At 69.5% G+C, this 26,176-nt stretch carries 29 protein-coding genes; 10 read left to right on the top strand and 19 right to left on the bottom strand.

Annotation, left to right across the window (positions count from 1 at the left end):
• Positions 1-35: 35 nt before the first annotated feature.
• The 7 genes from tilS to CRO12_RS04275 all read right to left on the bottom strand — a co-directional run bounded on the left by tilS (position 36) and on the right by CRO12_RS04275 (position 6,983).
• Complete coding sequence (tilS, locus tag CRO12_RS04305; RefSeq protein WP_097062729.1) at positions 36-1,043, bottom strand: tRNA lysidine(34) synthetase TilS; 1,008 nt, start codon at positions 1,041-1,043, stop codon at positions 36-38.
• The gene (locus tag CRO12_RS04300; RefSeq protein WP_097062728.1) at positions 1,021-1,992 is read right to left on the bottom strand and encodes a hypothetical protein; all 972 of its coding nucleotides are present in this window, start codon (positions 1,990-1,992) and stop codon (positions 1,021-1,023) included. The genes tilS and CRO12_RS04300 overlap by 23 nt, the downstream gene beginning before the upstream one ends.
• 88 nt (positions 1,993-2,080) lie before the next feature.
• Positions 2,081-2,926, bottom strand: a complete 846-nt coding sequence (locus tag CRO12_RS04295) for a helix-turn-helix domain-containing protein (RefSeq protein WP_179640862.1) — start codon at positions 2,924-2,926, stop codon at positions 2,081-2,083.
• Between the two features lie 105 nt (positions 2,927-3,031).
• Positions 3,032-5,308, bottom strand: a complete 2,277-nt coding sequence (gene ptsP / locus CRO12_RS04290) for a phosphoenolpyruvate--protein phosphotransferase (RefSeq protein ID WP_097062726.1) — start codon at positions 5,306-5,308, stop codon at positions 3,032-3,034.
• Between the two features lie 75 nt (positions 5,309-5,383).
• Positions 5,384-6,439 carry a ribonucleotide-diphosphate reductase subunit beta gene (locus CRO12_RS04285; RefSeq protein WP_097062725.1) on the bottom strand — a complete coding sequence of 352 codons (1,056 nt, stop codon included), beginning with the start codon at positions 6,437-6,439 and terminating at the stop codon, positions 5,384-5,386.
• Positions 6,440-6,504: 65 nt separating this feature from the next.
• A complete protein-coding gene (locus tag CRO12_RS04280) occupies positions 6,505-6,705 on the bottom strand; it encodes a hypothetical protein (RefSeq protein WP_245858205.1) in 201 nt (66 codons plus the stop codon).
• The gene (locus tag CRO12_RS04275) at positions 6,702-6,983 is read right to left on the bottom strand and encodes a hypothetical protein (protein WP_245858203.1); all 282 of its coding nucleotides are present in this window, start codon (positions 6,981-6,983) and stop codon (positions 6,702-6,704) included. Before CRO12_RS04275 ends, CRO12_RS04280 begins: the two co-directional genes overlap by 4 nt.
• 194 nt (positions 6,984-7,177) lie before the next feature.
• Here CRO12_RS04275 and CRO12_RS04270 point away from each other — a divergent pair, with 194 nt between their 5' ends.
• Positions 7,178-7,453 carry a DUF2171 domain-containing protein gene (locus CRO12_RS04270; RefSeq protein ID WP_097062723.1) on the top strand — a complete coding sequence of 92 codons (276 nt, stop codon included), beginning with the start codon at positions 7,178-7,180 and terminating at the stop codon, positions 7,451-7,453.
• A 197-nt stretch (positions 7,454-7,650) separates the two neighbouring features.
• Here the strand turns inward: CRO12_RS04270 and CRO12_RS04265 are convergent, their stop codons facing one another.
• The gene (locus tag CRO12_RS04265; protein ID WP_097062722.1) at positions 7,651-9,582 is read right to left on the bottom strand and encodes a ribonucleoside-diphosphate reductase subunit alpha; all 1,932 of its coding nucleotides are present in this window, start codon (positions 9,580-9,582) and stop codon (positions 7,651-7,653) included.
• A 434-nt stretch (positions 9,583-10,016) separates the two neighbouring features.
• On the opposite strand from CRO12_RS04265, the gene CRO12_RS04260 reads away from it, so the two are divergent.
• Positions 10,017-11,591, top strand: a complete 1,575-nt coding sequence (locus CRO12_RS04260; RefSeq protein ID WP_097062721.1) for an amidase — start codon at positions 10,017-10,019, stop codon at positions 11,589-11,591.
• 80 nt (positions 11,592-11,671) lie between these two features.
• Positions 11,672-12,139, top strand: coding sequence for a DUF1203 domain-containing protein (locus CRO12_RS04255; RefSeq protein ID WP_097062720.1), 468 nt, complete (start codon positions 11,672-11,674; stop codon positions 12,137-12,139).
• Here CRO12_RS04255 and CRO12_RS04250 read toward each other — a convergent pair.
• Complete coding sequence (locus tag CRO12_RS04250; RefSeq protein WP_245858202.1) at positions 12,112-12,528, bottom strand: DUF4345 domain-containing protein; 417 nt, start codon at positions 12,526-12,528, stop codon at positions 12,112-12,114. The two genes, CRO12_RS04255 and CRO12_RS04250, sit on opposite strands and share 28 nt — an antisense overlap.
• On the bottom strand, positions 12,525-12,989 hold the full coding sequence (locus tag CRO12_RS04245) for a DUF2721 domain-containing protein (protein WP_097062719.1): 465 nt from the start codon (positions 12,987-12,989) through the stop codon (positions 12,525-12,527). Before CRO12_RS04245 ends, CRO12_RS04250 begins: the two co-directional genes overlap by 4 nt.
• 78 nt (positions 12,990-13,067) lie before the next feature.
• On the opposite strand from CRO12_RS04245, the gene CRO12_RS04240 reads away from it, so the two are divergent.
• A complete protein-coding gene (locus CRO12_RS04240) occupies positions 13,068-14,156 on the top strand; it encodes a GNAT family N-acetyltransferase (RefSeq protein WP_097062718.1) in 1,089 nt (362 codons plus the stop codon).
• A gap of 263 nt (positions 14,157-14,419) precedes the next feature.
• Here CRO12_RS04240 and CRO12_RS04235 read toward each other — a convergent pair whose 3' ends face one another.
• Positions 14,420-14,818, bottom strand: a complete 399-nt coding sequence (locus CRO12_RS04235) for a RidA family protein (protein WP_097062717.1) — start codon at positions 14,816-14,818, stop codon at positions 14,420-14,422.
• Positions 14,819-14,928: 110 nt separating this feature from the next.
• Between CRO12_RS04235 and CRO12_RS04230 the strand changes: the two genes are divergently transcribed.
• Positions 14,929-15,546 (top strand): TetR/AcrR family transcriptional regulator, encoded by a 618-nt coding sequence (locus CRO12_RS04230; protein ID WP_097062716.1) that lies wholly within the window; start codon positions 14,929-14,931, stop codon positions 15,544-15,546.
• A 7-nt stretch (positions 15,547-15,553) separates the two neighbouring features.
• On the opposite strand, the gene trmB is transcribed toward CRO12_RS04230, so the two are convergent.
• Positions 15,554-16,234 carry a tRNA (guanosine(46)-N7)-methyltransferase TrmB gene (gene trmB / locus CRO12_RS04225; RefSeq protein WP_097062715.1) on the bottom strand — a complete coding sequence of 227 codons (681 nt, stop codon included), beginning with the start codon at positions 16,232-16,234 and terminating at the stop codon, positions 15,554-15,556.
• 68 nt (positions 16,235-16,302) lie between these two features.
• Here trmB and CRO12_RS04220 point away from each other — a divergent pair, with 68 nt between their 5' ends.
• Positions 16,303-16,899, top strand: a complete 597-nt coding sequence (locus CRO12_RS04220; protein ID WP_097062714.1) for a phosphatase PAP2 family protein — start codon at positions 16,303-16,305, stop codon at positions 16,897-16,899.
• On the opposite strand, the gene CRO12_RS04215 is transcribed toward CRO12_RS04220, so the two are convergent.
• Positions 16,896-17,921 carry a hypothetical protein gene (locus CRO12_RS04215; protein ID WP_144033519.1) on the bottom strand — a complete coding sequence of 342 codons (1,026 nt, stop codon included), beginning with the start codon at positions 17,919-17,921 and terminating at the stop codon, positions 16,896-16,898. The genes CRO12_RS04220 and CRO12_RS04215 overlap by 4 nt on opposite strands.
• 105 nt (positions 17,922-18,026) lie before the next feature.
• Between CRO12_RS04215 and CRO12_RS04210 the strand changes: the two genes are divergently transcribed.
• On the top strand, positions 18,027-18,767 hold the full coding sequence (locus CRO12_RS04210; RefSeq protein ID WP_097062712.1) for a sulfite exporter TauE/SafE family protein: 741 nt from the start codon (positions 18,027-18,029) through the stop codon (positions 18,765-18,767).
• A gap of 9 nt (positions 18,768-18,776) precedes the next feature.
• Here the strand turns inward: CRO12_RS04210 and metK are convergent, their stop codons facing one another.
• A complete protein-coding gene (gene metK / locus CRO12_RS04205) occupies positions 18,777-19,991 on the bottom strand; it encodes a methionine adenosyltransferase (RefSeq protein ID WP_097062711.1) in 1,215 nt (404 codons plus the stop codon).
• Positions 19,992-20,075: 84 nt separating this feature from the next.
• Positions 20,076-21,620 (bottom strand): apolipoprotein N-acyltransferase, encoded by a 1,545-nt coding sequence (gene lnt, locus CRO12_RS04200; RefSeq protein WP_097062710.1) that lies wholly within the window; start codon positions 21,618-21,620, stop codon positions 20,076-20,078.
• Between the two features lie 202 nt (positions 21,621-21,822).
• Between lnt and CRO12_RS04195 the strand changes: the two genes are divergently transcribed.
• The 3 genes from CRO12_RS04195 to CRO12_RS04185 are packed head-to-tail and all read left to right on the top strand — an operon-like array spanning position 21,823 to position 23,691.
• A complete protein-coding gene (locus CRO12_RS04195) occupies positions 21,823-22,332 on the top strand; it encodes a pyridoxamine 5'-phosphate oxidase family protein (protein WP_097062709.1) in 510 nt (169 codons plus the stop codon).
• Positions 22,333-22,347: 15 nt separating this feature from the next.
• Positions 22,348-23,046 carry an NAD(P)-dependent oxidoreductase gene (locus CRO12_RS04190; RefSeq protein ID WP_097062708.1) on the top strand — a complete coding sequence of 233 codons (699 nt, stop codon included), beginning with the start codon at positions 22,348-22,350 and terminating at the stop codon, positions 23,044-23,046.
• Positions 23,047-23,055: 9 nt separating this feature from the next.
• On the top strand, positions 23,056-23,691 hold the full coding sequence (locus CRO12_RS04185) for a TetR/AcrR family transcriptional regulator (RefSeq protein WP_097062707.1): 636 nt from the start codon (positions 23,056-23,058) through the stop codon (positions 23,689-23,691).
• A gap of 48 nt (positions 23,692-23,739) precedes the next feature.
• On the opposite strand, the gene CRO12_RS04180 is transcribed toward CRO12_RS04185, so the two are convergent.
• The 4 genes from CRO12_RS04180 to CRO12_RS04165 all read right to left on the bottom strand — a co-directional run bounded on the left by CRO12_RS04180 (position 23,740) and on the right by CRO12_RS04165 (position 26,045).
• Positions 23,740-24,123, bottom strand: a complete 384-nt coding sequence (locus CRO12_RS04180) for a hypothetical protein (protein WP_097062706.1) — start codon at positions 24,121-24,123, stop codon at positions 23,740-23,742.
• A gap of 36 nt (positions 24,124-24,159) precedes the next feature.
• Positions 24,160-24,684: a gamma carbonic anhydrase family protein gene (locus CRO12_RS04175; protein WP_097062705.1), complete on the bottom strand. Its 525-nt coding sequence runs from the start codon at positions 24,682-24,684 to the stop codon at positions 24,160-24,162.
• 4 nt (positions 24,685-24,688) lie between these two features.
• Complete coding sequence (locus CRO12_RS04170; protein ID WP_097062704.1) at positions 24,689-25,120, bottom strand: hypothetical protein; 432 nt, start codon at positions 25,118-25,120, stop codon at positions 24,689-24,691.
• Between the two features lie 103 nt (positions 25,121-25,223).
• The gene (locus CRO12_RS04165) at positions 25,224-26,045 is read right to left on the bottom strand and encodes a TorF family putative porin (RefSeq protein WP_097063341.1); all 822 of its coding nucleotides are present in this window, start codon (positions 26,043-26,045) and stop codon (positions 25,224-25,226) included.
• Between the last annotated feature and the right edge of the window lie 131 nt (positions 26,046-26,176).

Raw genomic sequence — 26,176 nt, 5'->3', positions numbered from 1 at the left:
ATGGCAATGGAACGAGTTGCCCCGTTCGCACCGATTCAGGGCGTCTCGCCCTCCGTCCGGCGCGGCGGCGCGGGGGCGAAGTGGAACAGCCGACCGCGCTCGCCGTGCGAGACGGATCCCTTGACCCCCGACAGGGTGGCAGCGAGGTCGGCGTCCAGGCGATCAACGAAGCTGTTGAAGCGATCGCTGCGCGGCGCGACGTGGCGGTCGATCAGCCGCAGGGAGCGCAGCGTCAGGCGCCGCAACAGCTCGTCGGGAAGCCGATCGGTGGCAAGCACCACCTGTCCGCCCACCTGCTCGATCAGGACGCCGGCCAGCATGTCGGCGCAGAACTCCAGCGCCTCGTCCGCCCGGCCGAGCGCCCGGGCGGATTGCGCGACCCGGTCGGCGTCGAGCAGGTCGCTGACCGCCAGGAGCTTGCGAAGCCGTGCCCGGTCATAGCGGTCGTCGTCGTTGGTCGGATCGGCGACGACGTCCAGCCCCGCTGCCTCGACGATCGCCAGCAGCTCGTGCCGCCGCCACTCGATGACCGGGCGGATCAGCCGTCCATTGGTCACCCGAATGCCCGCCAGCCCCGCCACCCCGGAGCCGCGATTGAGTCGCATGACTATCGTTTCGAGTTGATCGTCGGCGTGGTGTGCTGTCGCGATCCACTGCGCCCCGACTTCCCGCCGGTGCGCCTCCAGTAGCGACAGCCGCAGCGCGCGAGCCCGGGCGGAGAGGTTCGCCGATCCCTTGGCGCGGGCCGGCAACGGGCCGGACAGGATCGCGTGAGGAATGCCGCGGTTCTGGCAAAAGGCATGCGCGGCCTCGGCCTCGGCGGCCGACTCGGGCCTGAGCGCGTGATCGACGGTGGCGGCGCGGCAGCGGTCACCGAGCGCGGCTCGTGCGAGCAGCAGCAGCGCCGTGCTGTCCGGCCCACCGGAAAAGGCGACGACGACATGGTCGATCATCGCGCCGGTCATCGCGTGCCAGTCGGCGCGGAACCGTTCCACCAGCGCCGGTGGAATCAGCTCCGGCTCAGCCGCACTTCTGCGCGGCACGGCCCTTCTCGACGTCGACCTTCATGGTGGCGGTGAGCTTGTCGCCGTAGACCTCGGTCAGCTCGCCATAGACCTTGCAGACGTCGGCGGCGGGCTTCTTCAGCCGCACCAACGACTGGGCGAGATAGTAGAGGCTGTCCGGCGCGCGCGCGCCGTCCGGAAACTTCTTGTAGCTGTCGTAAAAGGCGAGACTGGCAAGACTCGGCTTGCCCTCGTCCAGATAGGCGCGACCGAGCAGGTTCTGCGCGTAGCTCGCCCGGCGATGCTTGGGATAGCGCTCCGCCACGCTTTTCAGCGCCGCCTGCGCCTCCGGGTACAGCTTCGCCTCCCACAGCCGATAGCCATAGGTGTAGCCGTCCTCCGCGGGATCGCCGGTGTCCGGCCGCGCCACCGCTGCGACCTCCGTCGCGCGGGCGCCGCTGGTCCCGGCGCGCGGCAGATCGGCGTCGATCTCGCTTGGTGCGGACCGGGTCGGGCGGACCGTGGGTGCGCGCGGCGGCGGCGCGGTGTCGCCGGACGCGGCGACCTGACCGGGCAGTGCGTCGGGCGTCGATGCGACGGCAACGCCGGCGCCTTCCAGCGCCTTCAGCCGGGTGTCGGTGGCGGCCTTGTAGGCGTTGAACGCTTCCTCAAGCTGACGAACCCGGAAGTTCGCCTGCTCAACCTGCCCGGTGACGCTGCGCACGCTCGCTTCCAGCGCGCTGACCCGCGCGGTGAGGTCGGTCAGTGCGCCGCCCGCGGGCACGCCGGGCACGGCGGTCTCGACCGGCGGGGCGGTGATCTGCGGCTCCAGCGTCTGCCCGGCACCGCCTGGAAAGACCTTGCGCTGCACCGCGCGCATTTCGCGCTCCAGCTTGTCGACCCGCGGCTCGATCGCGCTTTGCGCCGCGACCGGCACCGTCCACATCGCCGCCGTCGCGACCAGCGCGACCATTATCACTTTACGCATATGCCACCCCCGGTGTCGTTCCGGGGCCCTCCATTGCACGTTTGGCGGGAACCCGAACAGGCGTCCCGGATCACCCGTTCTACCCCGCTCAGTTGAACGCCGGCGGAACGGTACCGCTCGCGGTAGGCGTCGGGGTAGGCGTCGGTGCCGGCGTCCCCCCGGCCGCTCCGCGCGCGAGCAACGCGGCGGCACTGATCTTCACGTCCTTGATCGCGACCCGCCCGTCGCCGAGCGGGGGCACGGCCGATCCGTTGACGGTGACGCGCAGCTGGTCAGGGCGACCGACGTTGATCATGGGATCGTTGGCGCCCGGCGGCACGTCATAGCGTTCGCCCGCTGCCATCGTCTTCAGCAGCAGCGTAGTGTCCGCCGCATCGTAGATCCGCACCCAGACTTCATCGGTCGCGGTGAGGCTGACCTGGCCGCCCGCGACCGGGGTCGGGCTGGCGGCAGGGGCAGGCACCGGCACCACCGCCTGCTCGCTCGCGACCGCGGGCTCGGCGGGCGCGCCGCCGCGGAACAAGTCGGTCCCGTACCACAGCGCCACGCCGACGATCAGCAGCAGCGCGACGATCACGCCGCCCCACACGATCCCGCGCGGCGGGGTGCGAGAGGGATCCTCGACCTCGTAGACCGGGATGGTCACGTGGCGCTCGGGCGCGGTCACCGCCAGTTCGCGGCGTACGTCGGCGGCAATGCTGGCATCGTCGATGCCGACGGCGCGGGCATAGGCGCGCGCGAACCCGACCGCATAGGTGGTGGAGGGAAGCGCGGCATAGGCCCCGCCCTCGATCGATTCCAGATGGCGCTGCGGGATGCGGGTGCGCCCGGCGATGTCGCCGATGCTCAGGCCCGCGGACTCGCGTGCGGCGCGCAGGCGGGCGCCCGGCCCGTGGGGCGGGGAAGTCGCGTTGTCGCCTGCGCCGTCGTTCACTCGCTCATTCCTTCCGCCGGGCGGCCGGTGCCACTCGGCCGTGATCCCGTGTCCCACCGTGCGCGGACTCCTGTCAACGCAGGGCGCACACTTCCTGGCCCATGATCAGTCCAGTTCGACCCCCGCCGCGGCCGCCCAGGCGGTCAGCGTGCCGCGCAGGTCGGCCGGTGGGTCTGCGAGCCAACCCGCCATCGCGGCGGTGATTGCCGCGCGATCGAGCGTGCGCACCATTGCCTTGATCGGTCCGACCGCAGCCGGGGTGATCGACAGGCGGTCGATCCCGAGCCCGATCAGCGCCAGCGCCTCCAGCGGCCGGCCCCCCATCTCGCCGCAGACCGCAAGCGGAACGCCGGCCGCCCGCGCCGGCGCGGTCACCCGCGCAAGGAAGCGCAGGATCGACGGGCTCAGCCAGTCGTAGCGAACCGCGAGCTTGGGATGCGCCCGGTCCGCGGCGAACAGGAACTGGGTCAAGTCGTTGGTGCCGATCGACAGGAAGTCGAGCCGCGGCAGCAGCAGGTCGAGCACCTCGGCGAGCGCCGGCACCTCCAGCATCGCGCCGTAGCGGATCTGGTTGGGCAGCTTGCGTCCGCGATCGGCGAGCCAGGCGCGCTGCGTCTCGAAGATCGCGCGCGCCTCGTCAAACTCCCAGGGCTCGCTGACCATCGGGAACATGACGTTGAGCGTCCGGCCCGCACCCGCCTCGATCAGCGCGCGCGCCTGCGCCTTCATCAGGCCTTCGCGCTCCAGCGCGAGCCTGAGCGCGCGCCAGCCCATCGCCGGGTTCTCCTCCTCGCCCGCCTCGTCATGGTCGAGGTAGGGGAGCGCTTTGTCACCGCCGATGTCGACGGTGCGGAACACCACCGGCTTGTCGCCGGCCGCGTCCAGCACGTCGCGGTACAGCCGCTGCTGCCGTTCGCGCGCGGGGAGCGTGGCGGAGACCAGGAACTGGAACTCGGTGCGGAACAGCCCGATGCCGTCGGCGCCGGTCAGTTCGACCGCGGCCACATCGTCGCGCAGGCCGGCGTTGACCATCACGGTCACGCGGTGCCCGTCGGCCGTTACCGGCGGCTCCGTGCGAAGCGCGTTAAATGCCGCGCGGCGCTTCTGGGACAGCGCGAGCTTGGTCTCGAACGCCTCCTCCATCGCCTGTGTCGGGCGGACGAACAGCGTTTCGGACGTGACGTCGAGCAGCAGCGGATCGCCCTCCGCCACCTGGCGCTTGATGTCCTTGGCGCGGCCGAGCACCGGCACGCCCATCGCGCGTGCGACAATGGTGACGTGGGCGGTTAGCGACCCTTCCTCCAGCACCACGCCCTTCAGGCGACGGCGGTCGTACTCGAGCAGCTCGGCGGGCCCGAGGTTCTTGGCGATGAGGATGGAGTCCTCGCGCAGCCCGATCTGCGCCGCGGTGCCGAGCCTGCCCGACACGATCCGGATCAGCCGGTTGGACAGGTCCTCCAGGTCGTGCATCCGGTCGCGCAGCAGCGGATCGTCGATCTCGCGCATCCGCATCCGGGTGCGCTGCTGCACCCGCTCGATCGCAGCCTCCGCGGTCAGGCCGCTGTCGATCGCCTCGTTGATCCGCCGCGACCAGCCCTCGTCGTACGCGAACATCTTGTACATCTCGAGGATCTCGTCGTGCTCGCCGCCGACCCCGAACTCGGCCTGCTGCTGCATGCGCTCGATCTGGTCGCGCATCTTGTCGAACGCCGTGTAGACGCGGCGGCGCTCGGCCTCCGTATCCTCGGCGACGGTGTGCTCGATATGGATGCGCGGCTGGTGGTAGACGGCGACGCCCGCTCCCATGCCGTCGACCAGCCGGAACCCGGCGACGCGCGCGGTGGCGGTCGATTGCGTGCGGGTGGTCGCGACCGCCGCGGAGTCGACCAGCCCGGCGTTCGCGATCAGCTCCGAGAGCACCATGGCGACGGTCTGCAGCGCCTCGATCTCGATATCGGCGTAGCGGCGCGGCTCGGCATGCTGGACGGCGAGCACGCCCACCGCCCGCTCGCGGCGAATGATGGGCACGCCCGCGAAGCTGTGGAACTTGTCCTCGCCCGTTTCCGGCCGATAGGCGAAATCGGGGTGCGCCGCCGCTTCGTCCAGGTTCAGCGTTTCGACGTTCTGGGCGATCGTGCCGACCAGCCCCTCGCCCAGCGCCAGCGTGGTGACGTGGACCGCCGCCTGGTCAAGGCCGTGAGTCGCGTAGAGTTCCAGTACGCCCTCGCGCAGGAGGTAGATGGAGGCGACCTCGCTGGTCAGCCCGTCGGCGACGATCTCCGTCACCGCGTTCAGCTTCGCCTGCGCGCTGGTGCGGGCCGCCATCACGTCGTGGAGGCGGACCAGGATCTCGCGGGCGGCGGCGGCGGCGGTCAGGACCATGGCGCCACCGCTAACACGTCGCCCGCACCGGTGCGAGTGGGGTGAGGTCGCCGGCGCGCCCCCACCCGATCACGCCTACTCCGCGGCAACTCCGGCGGAGGCGAACATGTCGCCGCCGGTGTCGGCGTCCTCGTTCGCCGCCGGCGCCGCCTTTGCCTTGCGGCGCTTGTCGAAGCTGTCCCAGACGTCGTTCCACTGCCCGCGCGTCGCCGCCTTCGAATACTCGGTCGCGCGCTGCTCAAAGAAGTTGGCGTGCTCGACCCCGTTCAGCAGCGGCGTCAGCCAGGGGAGCGGATGCTCGTCGATCATGTAGATCGGCTTCAGGCCCAGCTGCGACAGCCGCCAGTCGGCGATGTAGCGGATGTACTTCTTGATCTCCTTGGGCGTCATGCCGTTGACCGGCCCCATCTCGAACGCGAGGTCGATGAAATTGTCCTCCAGGCGGATGGTCGTCTGGCAGACGTCGGCAATGTCGTCCTTGACCGCCTTGGTCAGGCAGTTCCGCTCCTTGGTGAAGGCGTGGAACAGGCGGGTGATCCCCTCGCAGTGCAGGCTCTCGTCGCGCACCGACCAGCTGACGATCTGGCCCATGCCCTTCATCTTGTTGAAGCGCGGGAAGTTCATCAGCATCGCGAATGACGCGAACAGCTGCACGCCTTCCGTAAAGCCGCCGAACATCGCGAGCGTGCGGGCGATATCCTCGTCCGAATCGACACCAAAGTTCTGGAGGTAGTCGTGCTTGTCCTTGAGCTCGCTGTACTCGAGGAACGCGCCATACTCGCTCTCGGGCATGCCGATCGTGTCGAGCAGGTGGCTGTACGCCGCGATGTGGACCGTCTCCATGTTGCTGAACGCGGTCAGCATCATCTTGATCTCGGTCGGCTTGAACACGCGGCCGTACTTCTCGTGGTAGCAGTCCTGCACCTCGACGTCGGCCTGGGTGAAGAAGCGGAAGATCTGGGTCAGCAGGTTGCGCTCGTGATCGCTGAGCTTCTGCGCCCAGTCGCGGCAGTCCTCGCCCAGCGGCACTTCCTCGGGCAGCCAGTGGACCTGCTGCTGACGCTTCCAGAACTCGAACGCCCAGGGGTATTCGAACGGCTTGTACTGCTTGGATGCTTGAAGAAGGGGCATGCGAGCTACTCCGTACGTCAGTTAGAATTTATATAGGAAGAAGAGGGCGAAAGCGGCACCGGCGATCACCGCGCCGCACTCCACTGCCACAGGAAGGTCGCGCTCATCGCGAGCACCACGCCGCCCGACAGCGCCATGATCCCGATCATGCGGAACGCGTAGACCTGTCCTTCGCTGCGGGGCCGGGCGAGTGCCAGCAGCAGCCCGGCGCCGAGCAGGATGAAGGCAGCCGCAACGCCGTACATGATGAGCGCCTGCCAGCTCACGACCGCACCCGCCTGGTCACGTAGACGGTCCGCGTCTTGCGTGCGCCGACGCCGAACACGACGATGCCGAGGAAGTAGCCGAAATCGTACCAGCCGCCGTTGTTGGGCACCGCGTACACTGCGACCTCCGGCATGAAGAGCGACAGCACCCAGGCAATCGGAAAGATGAAGCCGTGCCACAGCCCGGGGAGGAAGCCGGGCGACGTGGCGCCGGTGCTCACCGCGGATGACACCTGGGTGGCGCAGCCGGAGAGGATGAGGGCGGACGCAAGCGCCACCGTGCTCCCGCGCAGGGGCACCCCACGAAGTACTACTTCGCGTGGACTCCGAAGGCGGGAGTCCAGGGCGGCAAAGGACCGCACTCTCGACTCTAGGCTCCCGCCTGCGCGGGAGCACGGCATGCGCGCGGCACTCATGCAGCCAACTCGGCGCATGCGCGTTCAGCGGCCGAACCCCACACAGGAGTTGTACCATGGCCGACATCAGCCAGATCAAGGAACATGCCGAAGTGATCGGCGCGGACGGCGTCCACGTCGGCACCGTCGACAAGGTCGAGGGCGACCGCATCAAGCTGACCAAGAAGGACTCGGGTGCGGAGGTCGAGGGAGCGGACAACCCGCACGCCGGGCACCACCACTATATTTCGACCGGGCTGGTCGCGGACGTCGAGGGCGACACTGTCCGCCTGTCCGCCAACGCCGACGTCGCGGTCACCTTCGAAGAGGAAGAGGGCGGCCAGCCGCTCTGATCCGCTGACCGCGTGACGATCCGAGGCGCCGTTCCGCGATGCGCGGGGCGGCGCTTCGTCGTTCCGGGGCTGGTTGGTCGCGATCATCGGATCACCGTTCCTCTAAGTCGCCGCGACGTCGGACGGAGCGGCCGCGCCGCACCGCCGCCCGCCGCGGCATGCCCTAGGATTGCTGGCGCAATCCTAGGCTGCCCGCTTCACTGACACGCCAAACACTCATCGTAATCCGTGCTCTCGCCGAGCGAGAACTGCGGCTTGTCGAGCGTGTTGTCCGCCTCCACGCCGCCCTGGCCCTCGGCACCCGCGAAGCCGGCACGCTGCACCGACTTGGAGCGGAGATAGTAGAGCGACTTGATGCCGAGCTCCCACGCGCGGAAGTGGAGCATCAGCAGGTCCCACTTCTCGACATCGGCCGGGATGAACAGGTTCAGCGACTGCGCCTGGTCGATGTACGGCGTGCGGTCACCCGCGAGTTCGAGCAGCCAGCGCTGGTCGATCTCGAAGCTGGTCTTGAACACCGCCTTCTCCTCCTCGTCGAGGAAGTCGAGGTGCTGGACGGAGCCGCCGCGCTCCAGGATCGAGTTCCAGACCGCATCGGCGTTCTTGGCCTTCTCGATCAGCAGCCGCTCGAGGTGCGGATTTTTGACGCTGGTCGAGCCCGACAGCGTCTTGTGGGTGTAGATGTTGGCCGGGATCGGCTCGATGCACGCGCTGGTGCCGCCGCAGATGATGGAGATCGACGCAGTCGGCGCGATCGCCATCTTGCAGCTGAAGCGCTCCATCACGCCCATCTCGGCGGCGTCGGGGCAGGGCCCGCGCTCGACCGCGAGCTGCATCGACGCTTCGTCGACCTGGGCGCGGATGTGCTTGAACATCTTCATGTTCCACGACTTTGCCATCGCGCCTTCCATCGGCAGGCCGCGCGCCTGGAGAAAGGAGTGGAAGCCCATGACGCCGAGGCCGACCGAACGCTCGCGGCCCGCGGAATAGCGCGCCCGCGCCATCTCGTCGGGCGCGCGCTCGATATAGTCGGTCAGCACGTTGTCGAGGAAGCGCATCACGTCCTCGATGAAGCCCTTCTCGTCCTTCCACTGATCCCAGGTTTCGAGGTTCAGCGACGACAGGCAGCACACCGCGGTGCGATCGTTGCCCAGGTGGTCGCGGCCGGTCGGCAGCGTGATCTCGCTGCACAGGTTGGACGTCGACACCTTGAGGCCCAACTCGCGGTGGTGCTTGGGCATCGTCGAGTTCACGTGGTCGGAGAAGACGATATACGGCTCGCCGGTCGCGAGGCGGGTCTCCACCAGCTTCTGGAACAGTGCGCGCGCGTCCAACGTGCCGCGCGCCGACCCGTCCTTGGGGCTGCGCAGCGTCCACTCGGCGCCCTCGCGCACCGCCTCCATGAAGGCGTCGGGGATCAGCACGCCGTGGTGGAGGTTCAGCGCCTTGCGGTTGAAGTCGCCCGAGGGTTTCCGGATCTCCAGGAACTCCTCGATCTCCGGGTGGCTCACGTCGATGTAGCAGGCCGCCGACCCGCGGCGCAGCGAGCCCTGGCTGATCGCCAGCGTCAGCGAGTCCATAACCCGGACGAAGGGGATGATCCCGCTGGTCTTGCCGTTGAGGCCGACTGGCTCGCCGATCCCGCGCACGCCGCCCCAGTAGGTGCCGATCCCGCCGCCGCGGCTGGCGAGCCAGACGTTCTCGTTCCAGGTCTGGACGATGCCCTCCAGGCTGTCGGGCACCGAATTGAGGTAGCAGCTGATCGGCAGCCCGCGACCGGTGCCGCCGTTCGACAGCACCGGGGTCGCCGGCATGAACCACAGGCGGCTGATGTAGTCGTACAGCCGCTGCGCGTGCGCGGCATCGTCGGCATAGGCGGAGGCGACGCGGACGAACAGGTCCTGGAAGGTCTCGCCCGGCAGCAGATAACGATCCTTCAGCGTCTCCTTGCCGAAGTCGGTCAGCAGCGCGTCGCGGCCGTGATCGACCTCGACGGGATAGGGCTTGGCGATGCTACGCGAATCATTGAGATTCGCGGGACGAGCGGTCGCAGCGATCGTCGCCGTGGCCTCCGCGATCATGGTGGTTGCATCCGTCATCGCGCTCTCCGCACCGTCCCGAAAATCCATGCCACCCGTCCCTTGCTACGCTGAAGCGAACCCGACTCGGGTGTCCGCCCTATGTAATGCCTGTTTGCAGAACAAAACAGGATCATCGGCTCTGTCCGGGGCACCGGTCCCACCTTCGCGACGACCACCGGCCGAAGCGGAAGATCACCAATGCTGGGGTTGGTCCCCCGATCCAACCACAACAGCTTGTGGCCGATCGCGATCCGACGCAAGTCGGTAAATGTCGCGGCAACGCTGCCATCCGTCGCAAGCGAACGGATTGTGCAACCGGAACGAACCGGCGACGCGTGGACAATCCTCACCTCCTGAAAAGGCAAGTGGGGATGGCGGACAGCGAAAATATTTTGCCGTGGATCAAGCTGTGGATGATCGCCGTTGCCCGTCGCCGGACCGCCGCCTAGCCTTGTCCGTTCGTGAGCTTGGAAGGGACGGCGATGCGGTTGGTCGGGACGGTGACGGCGGCGGCACTGGCGGTGGCTCCTGCCGCGGCGCAGGACCGGGCGCGAGTGGAGGAACTCTCGCTCGCCGACCTGAGCACCCGGCTGGCGAGCCGCGCCACGACGTCGGAGGCGGCGACCCGCGCCTACCTCGACCGCATTGCCGCGCTCGACCGCAAAGGGCCGGCCTTGCGCAGCGTCATCGCGATCAACCCGGACGCGGTCGCGCAGGCCCGCGCGCTTGATGCCGAGCGGCGAGCCGGACGGGTGCGCGGCCCGCTCCACGGTGTGCCGATCCTGGTCAAGGACAATATCGAGACGGGCGATGCCGTCCCGACCACCGCCGGCAGCCTGGCGCTGAAGGAGAACATCACCCGCCGCGATGCGCCGGTGATCGCACGGCTGCGGGCGGCAGGCGCGGTGATCCTCGGCAAGACCAACCTCAGCGAATGGGCGAACATCCGCTCGACCCGGTCGATGAGCGGATGGAGTGCGGTCGGCGGGCAGGTGCGCAATCCTTACGCGCTCGATCGGACGCCATGCGGCTCCTCCTCGGGCACCGGCAGCGCGGTGGCCGCGAGCCTGGCGGCGGGGGGGCTGGGAACCGAAACCAACGGCTCGGTGGTGTGCCCGTCCTCGATCAACGGGCTGGTCGGGCTGAAGCCGACGGTGGGCGCGGTCAGCCGCACCCGGATCGTGCCGATCAGCCACAGCCAGGACACCGCCGGCCCGATGACCCGCAGCGTCCGCGACGCGGCGCTGCTGTTCTCCGCGATGGTCGGCAGCGATCCCGCCGACAAGGCGACGGGCGGCGCCGACGCGTACCGGCGCGACTATGCCGCCGGCCTGTCGGTCGATGCGCTCCGCGGCAAGCGGATCGCTGTGCTGCGCCAGGACTTGTCGCCCGACCTCCAGGCGCTCTACACGGCGGCTCTGGCGAAGCTGACCGCGGCGGGGGCGGTGCTGGTCGACGTCAAGGCGCCGCGCGCCGACCTGGGCGACGCACCGCTCACGATCCTGCTCACCGAGCTGAAGGCCGATCTCAACGCCTATCTCGCCGACGCCGCGCCCGCGGTCCGCACTCGCACGCTCGCGCAGGTGATCGCGTTCGACGAGGCGCAGGCCACCGCCGAGATGCCCTATTTCGGGCAGGAGCTGTTCGTGCGCGCCGAGGCGACGAAGGGCCTTGCCGACCCCGCCTACACGGCCGCACTCGCCAAGGCGCAGAAGGCCAGCCGCGACGCGATCGCCGCCATCCTCGCGGAAGCCAGGGCCGACCTGTACGTCGCGCCGACCACAGGTCCCGGCTGGCTGATCGATCCGGTTCACGGCGACAGCTACGACGGCCCGAGTGCGTCGAGCTTGCCCGCGATCGCCGGCTACCCGCACCTGACGGTGCCGATGGGGCTGATCGATTCGCTGCCCGCCGGTCTCAGCTTCATCGGGCGGCCCTGGTCGGAGCAGCAGCTGCTCGCCGCCGGTTACGCGTTCGAGCAGGCCGCGCGCGCGCGCGTGGCGCCGCGCTACCTGCCCACGGCCGACGCCGGACCGGGGATGGAGGGCGCGCGCTGACCGGTTTGGCCGCAGCTTCCGGGATGCCCGGGCGACGGTAAGGGCGCATCGCCCCGGCACACAGCCGGGAGCCGATCCGTATGACCTACCGCATCTCGGGCCTGTCGCCCGCCGCCTTTGCGCCGCTCTACGGCCTGCCTGACGCTCAGCTTGCCGTGCGCGGGGTGGAGCGGGTCCGGGTGTCGGAGCCGTTCAGCGCGCCTGACCGGGTCGCGTTGCGCGACGTCGAACCGGGTGAGACCGTGCTGCTGCTCAACCACGTCCACCAGCCGGCCCCGACGCCGTACCGATCCGCGCACGCGATCTTCGTGGCGGAGGGCGCGACCGAGCAGGCGGTCGTTGTCGGCCATATCCCCGACGTGCTGAGACGCCGTCCGATCTCGCTGCGTGCGTTCGATGTCGGGCACGCGATGATCGACGCCGACCTGGTCGAGGGCATCGTGCTGGAGGCGCTGATCACCCGCTTTCTGGCGGAGCCGCGCGTCGCCTATCTGCACGCGCACTATGCGCGGCGCGGCTGCTACGCCGCGCTGATCGAGCGCGCGTAGCGACGCGCCAGACGGGCCTGCCAGAGCATGAGCAGCGGCACGGCGCCCAGCTCGACCGCCAGGCCGAGCTGGTGGCCGATCGAGGGCACCCCGACGAGGACGAGGGACAGCAGCCGGCAGAGCCCGCCCACCACGACCATCGCGCCAAGCAGCCGAACCCGCGCCGCCTGGCGCTCGATGGCGGGGATCGTGCCGGCGAACAGGACAAGCAGCGCGAGGAAGAGACCCGACAGGTAGCGGAAGTGGCTGTCGAGATCGGCGGAGACGACAGGCGGGTGACCGAGGAAGCGCGGCCCCCCGATGATGCTCGGGATCACGGCGCTCGCCGGCAACAGCAGCACGACCGCCATGACCGCCTGGAGCAGCCGCTTTTCGGCATCGCGGCTCACCGCCGCTGCTCTTCCTCCAGCAGCTCGGCCCGCACGTGAATCGAGCGCAGCGAAATGCGCACCTCGTGCAGAAAGGCGAGCAGGCCGAGGGTCAGCAGGACCATGGCGATGATGAACAGCGCGGCGATCACGGGGCCGAACCGCCAGCTGACGAAGCGCGCGATGAACAACGCGACCACCACCATGCACACCGCAACCGCACTCGCGACGCAGAGGCTCAACGCCACGTTGATCACCGTGATCCGGCGGTCGAGGATGCGCAGCTCCCACACGTGCCGCTCATGCTCTGGACCCGTCGAGCGGGGGTGCAGCGCCTCCAGCGCCCGCACCCGATCGACGACTCGCGCGAGCCGCCCCGCCATGACGTTCAGCACGGCGCCGATCCCGGCGAGCAGGAAGACCGGGGCGATCGCGGTCTGGATCGTGGTGGACACGGTGACGAGACCGAGGGCGGGCGGCATGGCGGCGGTTATGCGGGGTCCGCCGCGTGGAGGCAACTGCACCGGTTGGTAACGCCTCAGCTGCTACACGCGCGGGCGATGACCAAGCCTGTCCCCGCCTCCGCCTTTCGCCGCGCCGCGGCCGCGACGATGGTCGACGGACTGGCGCCCGCAATCGACACGGTGGCAGCGCGCGGGCCGGAGAGCCACGCCTTCCTGCGCCGGCAGTGGTTCGCCGCCGCGCTCCACGCCTACGGCGGGACTGCGCGCACGCTGGTGGTGGAGGACGGAGACGAGCCGCGCCTGGCCATTCCAATTGTGCCGTTCGGTCCACGCGCGCTGGGGCTGGCGCAGGTTCCGGGCTGCTACTGGCCGTTCCGCGGCTTCCCGGCCGTGATCGACGCGGACGATCGCGACTATGGCGCGGCACTAATGGTGCTTGCCCGTTCGAACAGCGGCCTGCGGATTGGGCCGGTCTATGACGAGGACGCAGTGGTGGCGCCCCTGCTGGCGGCGGCGCGGGGGCGGGGCTGGTGCGTGATCGACCGCTTCGTGGCGGAAAGCTTCGTGCTCGACATGGCGGCGGCTGAGGACGGCGGCGGCTGGCCACGCGCATCCACGCTCAAGAAGAACCGCTTCCACGAGAAGCACCTGGCCGCGCACGGTGCGCTCGACTGGGCGTTCGTCACCGGCGCGGACTGGAACGACGCGGCCTTCGACTCACTCGCCCGGGTCGAGCAGCTCAGCTGGATCGCCGAGCGCACCGACGGGCGCGACGCCAAGTTCACGAACGGCGGTCATGGCGCGTTCTGGCGAGCCGCCGCGATCGATCCGGTGATCGCGGGGATGATGTGGGCGGCGGTGCTCCGCATCGACGGCGCGCCCGCCGCCTTCTCGTTCGATCTCAACGCCGGCGCGCTGAAGTACGCCATCGCCAACAGCTACGATCCGCGGGTCGGCAAGCATTCGCCAGGCAAGCTGCTCTACTACCGCAACCTCGTGCGGGCGCTGACGGAAGGGATCACCCGGGTTGATTGGGGCGCGGGTGACAGTGGGTACAAGCGCACGATCGGCGCCGAGGCCGGGCCGGCGATCCGCGACTGGCTGCTGCTGCGCCCCGGACTGCCGGCGCTGGCCGGTCGCCTGCTCGCGCGGGCGTGGCGACGGAGCGGTCACACGCCCGCCTGACGCCGACAGAAGGCGAACGATACGCCGCGCTTCGATCGCCGATCAACGACGCGGCAGGGAACGGCATCGCTGGATTGCGGTCTTGAGGCTCGCCAGACCGAGAACGTCAGGAGGCTCCATGTCATCGCTTCGGCGCTTCGCCATGCTCCTGGAGCATAGCCGTCAACAGACGCTCGACCGACTCACCCCTCGCGTGTCCCATTATCCGGCGGCGGATCGCCGCACCGGACCCGATCGCAAGCGGGCCGGTCGCGGCGAGTAGATCATCCGCCCTCCGGAAAGCGGGCGATGGCCTTCATCTCGACGTCGAAGCCTGCGAGCCAGGTGACGCCTACCGCCGTCCAGGTCGGATAGGGAGGCGTGCCGATCTCCTGCTCACGCAGCGCCATGAAGGTCTCGAACTGCCGCTCCGGATCGGTGTGGAAGGACGTCACGTCGATCACGTCGTGGAAACTGAGCCCGGCCGCGGCGAGCACGGCGTGGAGGTTGGCGAACGCCCGGCGGACCTGCGCGGCATAGTCCGGCTCGGGTGTCCCATCCTCCCGACTCCCGACCTGGCCGGACACGAACAACAGCTCTCCTGCGCGAACGGCGGGCGAGTAGCGGTGCGCATCGTAGAGTGCGTGGCGGTGAGTCAGGGTGACGGCATCACGGGTCGACATGGCTGAACCTTTCGCTGGCGCGCCACGCTGCCCGCAGGCAGCTGGCGCACCTTGATCACGACGCCTACATACGCGCCGTATGAAAGAGCAAATGGGAACATACGAGACGTATGTCAACGGAGAAGATCAAGCGTGATGGCACCGCGCGCCGCGCGGAGCGGGCGGCCGCCAATCGCGACCGGCTGATCGCTGCCGCGCGGGCTGCGTTCGCGAGTCAGGGCTATGCGGCTGCGTCTATGGACGAGCTGACCGCCGCGGCCGGGCTTACCCGCGGCGCGCTGTATCACGGATTCGGCGACAAGAAGGGGCTGCTCGCCGCGGTGATCGCGCAGCTCGACGGCGAGATGTCGGCTCGGCTGGCGGCGGCGCGCGCCGCCGCGCCCGACGCCTGGTCGGGGCTGATGGCGGAGAGCGTCGCCTATATCCGCATGGCGCTTGATCCGGAGGTGCAGCGGATCATGCTGCTCGACGGCCCCGCCGTACTCGGCAATCCGTCCACCTGGCCCGGCGAGCAGGCGTGCCTGGCGGTGACGATCGCCACGCTGTCGCAACTGCACGCGGACGGCGTCATAAAACCCGTCGACATCGAGGCGGCGGCGCGGCTGCTGAACGGCGCGGCGCTGACCGCGGCGTTGTGGGTGGCGGCGGCGGAGGAGCCGGCGGCGGTGCTCGACCGCGCGACGCTCGCCTTCCGGACGATGGCGGAAGGGCTGCTCGCGCCGCGATGACGCCGCTTCAGACCCGCACGTAGCGAAAGTACCAGACCTCGTGACCCTGGCGGCGGGCCTTGCGCTCGTAGCGGGTTTCCGGCCAGTCCGCTGGACGGGTGAGAAAGTCGGCGGCGCAGTCGGCAGTCCACACGAAGTCGCGCCGCCGGGTCATCACCATCATTGCCCAGCGGCAGTAGGTCGGATCGTCGGTTCCCAGCCGGAACTCGCCCCCGGGCTTCAGCTTGGCGGCGATCAGGTCGAGCGGGCCGTCGTTGACCATCCGCCGCTTGGCGTGGCGTGCCTTGGGCCAGGGATCGGGATGGAGCAGGTAGACTCGCTCCAGGCTGGTGTCCGGCAGCCGATCCAGCACCTCGATCGCATCGCCCATGTGGAGCCGCACGTTGCCGAGCGCCGCGTCTCGGACATGGTTCAGCGCCCCGACCACGCCGTTCAGGAACGGCTCGCACCCGATGAAGCCGTGGTCGGACCGCATCGCCGCCTGGGCCGCGAGATGTTCGCCACCGCCGAAGCCGATCTCCAGCTCGAGCGGCCGGTCATTCCCGAACAGCATGCGGGCGTCGAGCGGGCCGCTTTCGGGCACGGCGACGGTCGGCAGCAACTCCTCGACCAGCGCCGCCTGACCGGCACGCAGCTTGTGCCCCTGACGACGACCGTAGAGCTGGCGGTGGGTGGCGGGATCGATCATGGCGGAGGGGCGGATAGGCCGGGCGCCGCCTTGCCGCAACCGCCTGACGTGCCACCCGTTAGGTGCGGATGACCAAGGCAAAGCGTACCGCCAAGAAGCTCCACCACATCGACCGCGCGATGAGCGAGACGGCGGCGGCGGAGCGCCAGTCGGGGCCGATGCGGGTTCTGGCGGCCGTCAACGAACTGTCGGATCAGCCGCCGCTTATCGCGCTTTCGGCGGCGACGCTGGCGGCGGGGCTGGTGCTGCGACGCCCGGCGCTGACCCGCGGCGGCGCGCGGATGCTGGCGAGCCACCTCCTCGCCACCGCGATCAAGACCGCGGTGAAGCGCAGCGTCGACCGTACCCGGCCCCATTCGGTCGACGACGGCTATGATTACCGGCTGGAGAAGGGCGGCAGCCGGTCGCACCACTACAGCAGCTTCCCGTCCGGCCACACCGCCGGCGCAGTCGCCGTCGCGCGCGCGGCGGCGCGGACGTGGCCCGCCCACGCACCGGCGGCTGCCGTGAGCGCGACGGCGGTCGGGGCGATGCAGCTGCCGATCGGCAAGCATTACGCCGGTGACGTGATCGCCGGCGCGCTGATCGGCTATGCGGCGGAAGCGGCGGTCGGCGCGATCGAGGCTGCCGTCCTGCCAGCGATGACGAGGCGTAGCGCGTCCTAGCGCGACGACGGTAGCGTGATCTGGCGCTTTGGCCCGTGGGTCGACGTGCTCGACGCCGGCTTGGTGCGGAGCAGCGCCAACGCGCGTTCGGGCCGCGGCAGGCGATCCTGCGGTGCGAAGTTGATCGTCTGCCCGGGCAGCGCGAGGTCCACCGACCAGCTCGGCTTCGCTGTCTTGTCGAACAGCGGGCCGATCCCTGGACCGACCACGACCCCGCGTCCCGCGTCCGACAGCGCGATGAAGTAGCGGTCGCTCGCACCGTCGGGGCGATAGAGCCCGAACGCCTGATCCCGCTGCCCCTCACGGCAAAAGGTCGGGCGGGTTCCGGACGCGCCCTGGACCGCGAGGCTGCCGAGCGCGCCCGCCAGGGCCGTCTGCATCGACGCCGGCGCATCCTTGGCCGTGCCCTTGTAGCTAAGCTGGTCGGCGCAGGCCGCGATCGGCTGCGCCGCCGCCGTAGCCGGAATGACGGCAGGCCAGCCGAGCCCTGCAATCGCGGAACGGAGGACTTCAGCGACCGCCGCTCCGTCCCTGCTGGTCGAGGAATAGCGCAGCTTCACCAGCCACTCGCCCATGGGCATGATCGCGACGCCGGTTCCGCGATACGCCCCCTCGGTCGTCCAGGTTGCGATCAGACCGGCATCGACCGCTGCTCCCGGCACCCTCAAGGCCGCGGGGAGCTGCGCCGGAGTGAGCCGGCCGTAGACGGGGCGGGTCTCGATCGCCCAGGTCGCGCGATCGAACCAGACCGGCACCGACCCGGCCGTGCTGCGCGTGACATAGACGGTCAGCTCGTCGTCGTCGCGCTGCCATGTCCCGACCACGTCGAGTTCAGGCGCTTCGAACTCGCGGACCTGCGTGCGCGGAAAGCCGAACAGCGTCACCGGCATCGTCATGCCGCTGTTCGCGTGCCGCCAAGGCGCGTCGGCGGCAACGACAATGGGCCGGGGAGCCGGCGCCTGCGCCGCGACCGGCACGAAGGGGAGGAGGACCAGGAACATAGACGCGAGGACGTGCCGCACCGGACTTCTCCCTTGCTCGGCGGGGAGCGTGACCCGCGCGGGCGGCAAAGGCAAGCGGCGATCGGGCGCTGGTCCGGCGCCCAACACTGCTATATCGCGCCGGATATGGATCCAGTTACCCTCGCCGCCATCTGCCTGCTGTTCTGCCTCGGCGCGGCGCTCTATACCTCGGTGGGCCACGCGGGGGCGTCCGCCTATCTCGCGATCATGGCGCTGTTCGGCGTCGCGCCCGCGACGATGAAGCCGACCGCGCTGGTGCTCAACATCCTGGTCGCGAGCTTCACCTCCTGGCGCTACGTCCGCGCCGGGCAGTTCGACCGGCGGCTGATCGTGCCGCTCCTGCTCGGCGCGATGCCGCTCGCCTTTCTGGGCGGTAGTATCACGCTCGATGGCGCGATCTACCGGCCGCTGATCGGCGTCGTGTTGATGATCGCGGGCGTGCGGCTGCTGTGGCCCCGCCCACTCCGGCAGGCGCAGCTGCCTCATGCCGCACCCTGGCCCGGCGCGGCCGCGAGCGGCGCCGGGGTCGGGCTGCTGTCCGGACTGACCGGGACCGGCGGCGGCATCTTCGTCAGCCCGCTGCTGCTCTTCCTCGGCTGGTCGGATGCCCGTCGCGCGAGCGGCATCGCCGCCGTGTTCATCCTCGGCAACTCGCTCGCGGGGCTCGCCGGCAATCTGTCGAGCGTCGGCGCGCTGCCGGCGGCGCTGCCGTTGTTCGTGGTCGCGGTCGGGATCGGCGCGGTGATCGGCACCACGCTCGGGACGGTCAGACTGCCGACCGAGCGGCTGGTGCAGGCGATCGGCGCGGTGCTGCTGATCGCCGCGGCGAAGCTGATCCTGAGCTGACCCGCGCCGTCAGGCCGCGAGCGCGGCCTTCAGGTCGTCGACCAGGTCCGTGCGCTCCCAGGGAAAGAAGTCGCCTTCCGCCTGACGGCCGAAGTGGCCGTAGGCGGCGGTGCGGGCGTAGATCGGCTTGTTGAGCTGCAGGTGCGTGCGGATCGCGCGCGGCGTGAGGCCACCCAGCTTCTCGATGCGGCCGATCGCTTCCTCGATCTTGTCGTCGCCGACGGTGCCGGTCCCGTGGGTGTCGACGTAGAGCGACAAGGGCTTCGACACGCCGATCGCATAGGCGAGCTGGATCGTGCAGCGCTGGGCGAGACCAGCCGCGACGATGTTCTTGGCGAGGTAGCGGGTGATGTATGCGGCCGACCGATCGACCTTGGTGGGGTCCTTGCCGCTGAACGCGCCGCCGCCGTGGGGGGCCGCGCCGCCATAGGTGTCGACGATGATCTTGCGCCCGGTCAGCCCTGCGTCGCCGTCCGGCCCGCCGATCTCGAAGCTGCCGGTCGGGTTGATGTGGTACTCGGTTTCGTCGCCCAGCAGCTCGGCCGGGATCACGTCGGCGACCACCGACTTAACGTAGGCCTTGAGCTCGGCCTCCTGCTCGCCCTTGTCATAGCCCATGGCGTGCTGGGTGGAGACGACGATCGCGGTCGCGGCGATCGCCTTGCTTCCCTCGTAACGGAGCGTCACCTGGCTCTTGGCATCGGGCTCCAGGAACGGCGCGGTGCCGGCGTGGCGGTCGGCGGCCATGCGCTGCAGGATCTTGTGGCTGTAGTCGAGCGTCGCCGGCATCAGGTCCGGCGTGTCGTTCGCGGCATAGCCGAACATGATGCCCTGGTCGCCCGCGCCCTCGTCCTTGTTGCCGGACGCGTCCACGCCCTGCGCGATGTGCGCCGACTGCGGGTGGAGATTGTTCTCGAAGCGGAAGCTCTCCCAGTGGAAGCCGTCCTGCTCGTAACCGATCCGCTTAACCGTCTCGCGCACCGTGCGCTCGATCTCCTCCGGCACGCCCGGCGCCCAGTTACCGGCGGTGTCCATGATTCCCTCGCCGCGGATCTCGCCGGCCAGCACCACGAGCTGGGTGGTGGTAAGCGTCTCGCAAGCGACCCGCGCCTCCGGATCCTTGGAGAGGAACAGGTCGACGATCGCGTCGCTGATCTGGTCGGCGACCTTGTCGGGATGCCCCTCGCTGACGGACTCGGAAGTGAAGAGATAGGTGGAACGCATGAATGTCCTCTGGCCTGGAAGAAGCGGCGAGCAAGCCTCGGGCCGTTGCCATGCCCATATAAAGCTTGCTTTATACGAGGCCGCTTAGCGGCGGCGCGCCACCATCGCAAGCGCGAGCAGGATCAGCACCGCGGCGAGCGCCATCCAGTTGCCGGTACGCGCGAACGGCGTCGGCGGCGCGGCGGGCGGCAGCGGCAGCTCAACCGCGCCGGCGACGTGGCGCGGCACCTCCCCCAGGATCCGGCCGTCGGCGGCGATCACCGCGGAGATGCCGTTGGGGGTGGAGCGGACCACCGGCAGCCCCTCCTCGATCGCGCGCATCCGGGCCTGCGCGAGGTGCTGGGGCGGGCCCCAGCTGCCGAACCAGGCGTCGTTTGAGGGATTGAACAGCAGGCGCGGGCGAACGCCGCGACGGTCCACCACCTGGCCGGAGAAAATGATCTCGTAGCAGATCTGCATGGCGACCGGGCCGAAGCCGGGGACCTTGACGGCGCGCGGACCGGCGCCGGGCAGGAAGTCGATCTCGCCCGCGACGAGCCGTGACAGCCCGAGCGGCTCCAGCAGCTCGCGCATCGGCAGGTACTCGCCGTAGGGCACCAGATGCGCCTTGTCGTAGCGACCGCCCAGCCGTGCGTCGGGCCCGACCACGAAGATGGCGTTCGCCGCGCCCGTGATCTCGCCACGGCGATCGAAGGCGAGCGCGGTGCCGCCGACCAGCGCCCGATCATTCGGTCCCAGCACCCGCGCGATCCCGCCTCGCGTCAAAAGCGGCGAGCCGCGCCAGTACCAGGCGGGCGGGTAGCCGTCCTCCAGGTACGGATCGACGATCCCCTCCGGCCAGACCACCAGCCGCGGGGCGGGGCCCGGCCGGCCGGACAGGCTGGCCAGCCGGCGCAATACCGCCTGCGCGTGATCGGGCGACACATGGACCTGCTGCTCGACGTTGGGCTGCACCACCCGCACGCGGGCGGCGGTCGCGCCACCGGCCGTCACGAGCGGCGGGCGGACCGCGTGCGCGACCAGTAGCAGCGCGAGCACTGCGGCGACGCCGGCAGGCAGCGGCCAGCGCCGCCCGAGCAGCAGCACCAGCGCACCGCTGCACAGCACCAGCAGCCCGCTCATCGCGTAGGTCCCGGCGAAGCGCGCGCCCTCCGCGACCGGCAGCACCGCCAGCCACGCGGTGCCGAGCGGGTTCCAGGCATAGCCGGTGAACAGCGTCGCGCGGCCGTACTCCGTCACGATCCAGGCCGCCGCCGCGACCAGCACGAAGGACGGGCCGATCCGCGCGTCCGCTCCGACGCTGCGCGGGCTCGCCAGCCGCCAGGCGAGCCCGGCCGCCGCCATTGGGTAGACGGCAAGGTAGACCGCCAGCAGCACCACCGCGCCGTAGCCGAGCACTGGCGGCATCCGGTCCTGATAGTCGAAGGCGTGCTGTATCCAGTTGTTGTTGATCGTGAAGTGACCCAGCCCGAACAGCCACCCGGTCAGTAGCGCCTGCTTCAGGCTGGACGCTTGGTGGACGAGCACCAGCCACCAGGCGAACGCCAGGATCGTCGCCGGCAGCAGCGCGAGCGGCGCGAAGCCGGTCGCCGCAACTGCACCGAGCAGCAGGGGAAGGAGGAAGCGCATCGGCGCGCGCTGTAGCGCGTCGGTGTGACGTTGGGGAGGCTACGCGCAGGATCGATGTCCGGTCCGATCAGGAACATGGGCCGCGGCCAGGTCCAATAGTCCGATGCACGTCGCGGACCTCTCGAACGCAATCCGTCGGTGGAACAATAACCGAACTGAATCGTCTGCTTATATGATTCCTAAGCTGTGACGGAGTTCCAATATGAGTCGCGCCTTGTCCCAACCCGACCAGAGCTACGCAGAGGCTACGGCCAAGGTGGCCGACCTGATTGCCGGTACGAAGGTCGGCATGCTCACGACCAGTGACGGCGACGGTGGCTTCGTCTCGCGACCGATGGGCTCGGTCGAGCGCACGTTCGATGGAAGCTTGTGGTTCGTGTCGCGCGACGACAGCCGCAAGGCGGCGCAGATCGAGCGCGAGCCGCGTGTTAACGTCAGCTTCGCGTCGAGCAGCGCCTGGGTGTCGATCAGCGGCCACGCCGCCATCGTGCGCGATGCCGCCAAGCTGAAGGAGCTCTGGGGGCCGGGCGTGTCGGCCTGGTTTCCGGAAGGGCCTGAGGACCCGCACACCGTACTGATCCGGATCGATGCCGATGGTGCGGAATACTGGGACACGCCCGGTGGTCCGATCACCGCATCACTGCTGTCCCTCGTCAAGGCGAAGACGAGCGGCGAGCCATACAAGGTCGAGAACGACCGCGTCGATTTGTAACGACCGCGGCAAACCATGAAGCTGGCTGTGTTCGGGGCAAGTGGGCCGACCGGCCTGCAAGTCGTCCGGCAGGCGCTCGCCGCGGGGCACGACGTTTGCGCGGTGACGCGCCGGCCGGAGGCGTTCCCGATGCACGATCCGGGGCTGACGGTCGCCGCTGCCGACGTGACCGACCCGCGGGCGGTCGCGCGCGCGACGATGGGAGCCGAGGCGGTCATCTCGACCTACGGCGTGCCTTACGGCCGCAAGCCGATCAGCGTTTATTCGGACGGGGCCCGCAGCATCGTCGCCGCCATGCGAGAGCACGGCGGCGCCCGTCTGGTCTGCGTCAGCTCGACAACGCTAGCCGGTCCGCTCCCAGTTGAGAGCTGGTGGTGGCGGACAATAGTCATCCCGACCCTGCGCCAGGTGGTCGGACGAACGCTCTACGACGACATGGCGCGCATGGAGGCGATCGTCCGCGCAAGCGACCTGAACTGGACGATCGTGCGACCGGGCGGCCTCTACGACGTCGATGAGCCGACCGGCAGCGTCTCCGTCTCAAACGAGCGTCTCTCCGGCCGATACACGGCGCGCGCCGACCTGGCGCATGTCCTCATCGCGGAGGCGAGCGGGACGAACAGCCATCCGCGCCAGGTCGTAGAGGCGATTTCCGCGACCGGCCCGCCGTCGCCGCTCCGAACCTTCTGGCGCGAGGCGTTCGGACGCCGGTAAGCTGCGGCGATGGAGACCGGAACGAAGACACGGGGGCGCCCGCGTGATCCCGCCAAGCGCGAGGCGATGCTCGACGCAGCGCGGACGCTTTTCCTTCGACAGGGCGTCGACGCTGTCACCGTCGACCACGTTACTGCCGCTGCCCGGGTCTCGCGAGACACCTACTACAACAACTTCGAAAATCGCGACGCACTGCTTGCCGCGGTGATCGCGCGTGAGTCAGAGCGGATCGCGGGCGACGCTTTCTTGGATGACGATCACGCAGAAGGCGTCAGAGAGGCGCTGATCCGCTACGGCGAGCGCTTTCTTCGCTTTCTGGCCGATCCGGATGCCATGGGTTGGGAGCCGATGATCCTCCACCTCCACCGGCACCGCCCCGACCTTGCCCGATCCTTCTTCGACATCGGGCCGCGCCGCGCCTGGCGGGCGCTGGAGCAGATCATCACCGCAGGCCAGCGTCGGGGTGACCTCTCCCCCATCGACCCGGCTCAGGCCGTCAACGACCTGATCGGGCTCTGGCAGGGCAGCTGGCGTGTGGAGCTGGTGTACGGTTGTCGAGCGCCGCTGGACGAGGGTGAGGTGCAGCGGCGTGCGCGGCAAGGAGTCGACGTCTTCCTCGGAGCTGTCGGAACGAAAGGCGGCTGAGGCCTCCAGTGCCGTCGCGGCAGCAGGAAGGCGACTGATCGCGGTTGTTCATGGTGCAACAACGCTCCGAGTGGCCGTTCGGTATGGAACGAGCGCATCGGCGGTGACAGTGCAGCGCGATTGTGACCTGCAATCGATCGTCGTCGTCGCCAAGAAGCCTTCATCGTTCTGCCACGAACGGAAGCGACGGACCGTCACGCCGATCTGCTCTGGCCTCAGGTGGCTGTAGCCGCGCTGCCGTCGCGATGTCCGGACATAGTCCAGCTCCCGGGCGATCGCCGCCCTCGCCTCAGCCGGGTCGGCATGCTCCCGCGCCAGCCGGGCGACTGTCGAACTCGGCATGTAGCCGGACACGCCCAGGGCAAGGAACAGGAGCGGCACCTGCAAGGCCGACGCGAACATCGCGAGCGTGAACTTGGCCCCCGGCGACATCGGGGCTCACTGGCATGCGAAGGTGAAGAAACCGCCTCAGTCGGTCACGGACAGCGTCGTCGCGTACTTCCGGGCCTTGGCCACATAGACGTCCGCCGACATCCTGAGCTTCGCCACCGCTGCATCGTCAAGGGTGCGGATCGCGCGCGCCGGCGAGCCGACGATGAGGCTGCGCGGCGGGAAGCGCTTCCCCTCCGTGACCAGCGCGCCGGCGCCGACCAGGCTCTCGTCGCCGATTGTCGCGCCGTTCAGGATAATTGCACCCATGCCGATCAGCACCTGCCGCCCGAGCGTGCAGCCGTGCAGGATCGCGCGGTGACCGACCGTGCAGTCCTCGCCGAGCGCGAGCGGCGCTCCGGGATCGGAGTGGAGCACCGCGCCGTCCTGCACGTTGCTGCGCGCTCCGACGACGATCGGCGTGTTGTCGGCGCGGATCACCGCGGCGAACCACACGCTGGCGCCCGCGCCCAGCCGCACGTCGCCGATCAGGTCGGCGGTCGGCGCGATCCAGCAGTCCGCGGCAATCGACGGGGTCGCGTCGGCGAGGGCGTAGAGCGGCACTGCCTCACTGCCGATCGTAGATGAGCGTGACGACCTTCTCCGGCGCGGTCACGCGCCAGCTCCGCTCGGTGAAGGAACGGCCGTCGTCCGCCAGCGTGTTGATCCCGGCCACCCGCGGCGATCCCGCGACGGCGAACAGCCAGCGATAGCTGGTGGGCGATACGGCGGTGACCGCTAGGGTGCGTTCCGCTGCCGCCGCCTTGCCACCGACCGGGGCGGGTGTGCCGTCGAAGCGGGTGACGAGGATGCTGTTCTCCTCCACCGACTCCATCCGCATCGCGCCGCCGCCGGCATCGCTGTAGATCAGCGTCTCTGGCGGCTCGGCCGGGTTCGCCAGCCGCAGCTTCCACGTTCCGAACCACGGGGCTGGAGGGGGATCGGCCGCCGCGGCGAGGAGCAGCAGGAGAGAACAGGCGGCTAGGCGCAGGCTGGTCATCGCCGATCCTCCACGGACGTCCGCAATCGACCATGCGCCAGCGGGGCGACGCTGGCAATCGGACGAGGCGGCGGCGCGCTCTGACCGCGCCGCACCGTACGCGTCAGAAGACGGCCGTGACCGAGAAGACGACCTGCGGCCCGGCGATCGGGCCGCCGTCCTTGGTCGAGCTGAAGTTCGGCAGCAGGTAGGCGCTCTCCGCACGGCTGATGTCGGTATCGACATAGGCCGCACCGAAGGTGAGCGGCCCGACCACCAGATCGGCGCCCAGCAGCCAGTCCCAGTACTTGCCGGTCGGCGCGACGCTGGTCCCGTTGGGGCCGAGGCCAGGGTTGCCGTCCGAGTAGCCGATGTGGCCCTTCAGCGTCAGCGGGGTGCCCGGCACCGCGGTCGCGGCGTCACCCCACAAGTAGAGGTTGTCCTCGCTCTGCCCGCGGCTCTGCGGCGTGTTGGAGAAGTTGCCGAGCGCCTCCTGCTCGGGCGCGTACGCCACGCCGGCGAGCAGCGACACCGGCCCCGCGGTGCCGCTCAACTTCACGTACGGCTCGGCGAAGTCGGTATTATCGGCGCCGCCCGGATAGGTGTACCAGGTGAGCCCGACATCCAGCGCACCGCCGGAGATCGGCAGCTTGTAGCCGCCGATCAGGTCGAGCTCCAGGTTGGGGCCGCCGAACGTGCCCCAGCCGCCGAGGTTCGATCCCCACGCGCCCGCGTAGAAGCCGCTCTTGTGGGTCACGGTGACGCCGCCCTGCAGCGCCATTTCCTCGTCGCTCTGCGAGACGCCGCGAAAGCGGTAGTCGGAGACGAGCGCGACGCTGCCGCTGACCGTCAGGTCCTTAGGTGGATCGGTGTCCTGCGCCAGCGCCGGCGCCGTTGTCATGGTTGCCACCGCCAGGGCGATGGCCGTCTTCTTCAGGAACTTCATGCGCATATCCTCAGGCGGATGGTGAGCGAAGTTCCTCCTGCGCCGATGCCGCCGCCTTTCTCACGCATTCGCACGGAAGGCTGCTGGGAACCGGCGCGAAAACGCTACGCGACAGAAACAAGCGGTGCAAA

Origin of the sequence: Sphingomonas guangdongensis (assembly GCF_900199185.1) — a bacterium.
Classification (GTDB): domain Bacteria; phylum Pseudomonadota; class Alphaproteobacteria; order Sphingomonadales; family Sphingomonadaceae; genus Sphingomonas; species Sphingomonas guangdongensis.
The sequence above is the reverse complement of the archived record's forward strand: the minus strand, read 5'-3'. Positions and strand labels throughout refer to the sequence as shown.

Coding starts and splice junctions, on each gene's coding strand:
- CRO12_RS04300 (WP_097062728.1), bottom strand. CDS start 1,992: ATGCGTAAAGTGATAATGGTCGCGCTGGTCGCGACGGCGGCGATGTGG.
- ptsP (WP_097062726.1), bottom strand. CDS start 5,308: ATGGTCCTGACCGCCGCCGCCGCCGCCCGCGAGATCCTGGTCCGCCTC.
- CRO12_RS04285 (WP_097062725.1), bottom strand. CDS start 6,439: ATGCCCCTTCTTCAAGCATCCAAGCAGTACAAGCCGTTCGAATACCCC.
- CRO12_RS04270 (WP_097062723.1), top strand. CDS start 7,178: ATGGCCGACATCAGCCAGATCAAGGAACATGCCGAAGTGATCGGCGCG.
- CRO12_RS04265 (WP_097062722.1), bottom strand. CDS start 9,582: ATGGATTTTCGGGACGGTGCGGAGAGCGCGATGACGGATGCAACCACC.
- CRO12_RS04260 (WP_097062721.1), top strand. CDS start 10,017: ATGCGGTTGGTCGGGACGGTGACGGCGGCGGCACTGGCGGTGGCTCCT.
- CRO12_RS04255 (WP_097062720.1), top strand. CDS start 11,672: ATGACCTACCGCATCTCGGGCCTGTCGCCCGCCGCCTTTGCGCCGCTC.
- CRO12_RS04245 (WP_097062719.1), bottom strand. CDS start 12,989: ATGCCGCCCGCCCTCGGTCTCGTCACCGTGTCCACCACGATCCAGACC.
- CRO12_RS04240 (WP_097062718.1), top strand. CDS start 13,068: ATGACCAAGCCTGTCCCCGCCTCCGCCTTTCGCCGCGCCGCGGCCGCG.
- CRO12_RS04235 (WP_097062717.1), bottom strand. CDS start 14,818: ATGTCGACCCGTGATGCCGTCACCCTGACTCACCGCCACGCACTCTAC.
- CRO12_RS04230 (WP_097062716.1), top strand. CDS start 14,929: ATGTCAACGGAGAAGATCAAGCGTGATGGCACCGCGCGCCGCGCGGAG.
- trmB (WP_097062715.1), bottom strand. CDS start 16,234: ATGATCGATCCCGCCACCCACCGCCAGCTCTACGGTCGTCGTCAGGGG.
- CRO12_RS04220 (WP_097062714.1), top strand. CDS start 16,303: ATGACCAAGGCAAAGCGTACCGCCAAGAAGCTCCACCACATCGACCGC.
- CRO12_RS04210 (WP_097062712.1), top strand. CDS start 18,027: ATGGATCCAGTTACCCTCGCCGCCATCTGCCTGCTGTTCTGCCTCGGC.
- metK (WP_097062711.1), bottom strand. CDS start 19,991: ATGCGTTCCACCTATCTCTTCACTTCCGAGTCCGTCAGCGAGGGGCAT.
- lnt (WP_097062710.1), bottom strand. CDS start 21,620: ATGCGCTTCCTCCTTCCCCTGCTGCTCGGTGCAGTTGCGGCGACCGGC.
- CRO12_RS04195 (WP_097062709.1), top strand. CDS start 21,823: ATGAGTCGCGCCTTGTCCCAACCCGACCAGAGCTACGCAGAGGCTACG.
- CRO12_RS04190 (WP_097062708.1), top strand. CDS start 22,348: ATGAAGCTGGCTGTGTTCGGGGCAAGTGGGCCGACCGGCCTGCAAGTC.
- CRO12_RS04185 (WP_097062707.1), top strand. CDS start 23,056: ATGGAGACCGGAACGAAGACACGGGGGCGCCCGCGTGATCCCGCCAAG.
- CRO12_RS04180 (WP_097062706.1), bottom strand. CDS start 24,123: ATGTCGCCGGGGGCCAAGTTCACGCTCGCGATGTTCGCGTCGGCCTTG.
- CRO12_RS04170 (WP_097062704.1), bottom strand. CDS start 25,120: ATGACCAGCCTGCGCCTAGCCGCCTGTTCTCTCCTGCTGCTCCTCGCC.
- CRO12_RS04165 (WP_097063341.1), bottom strand. CDS start 26,045: ATGAAGTTCCTGAAGAAGACGGCCATCGCCCTGGCGGTGGCAACCATG.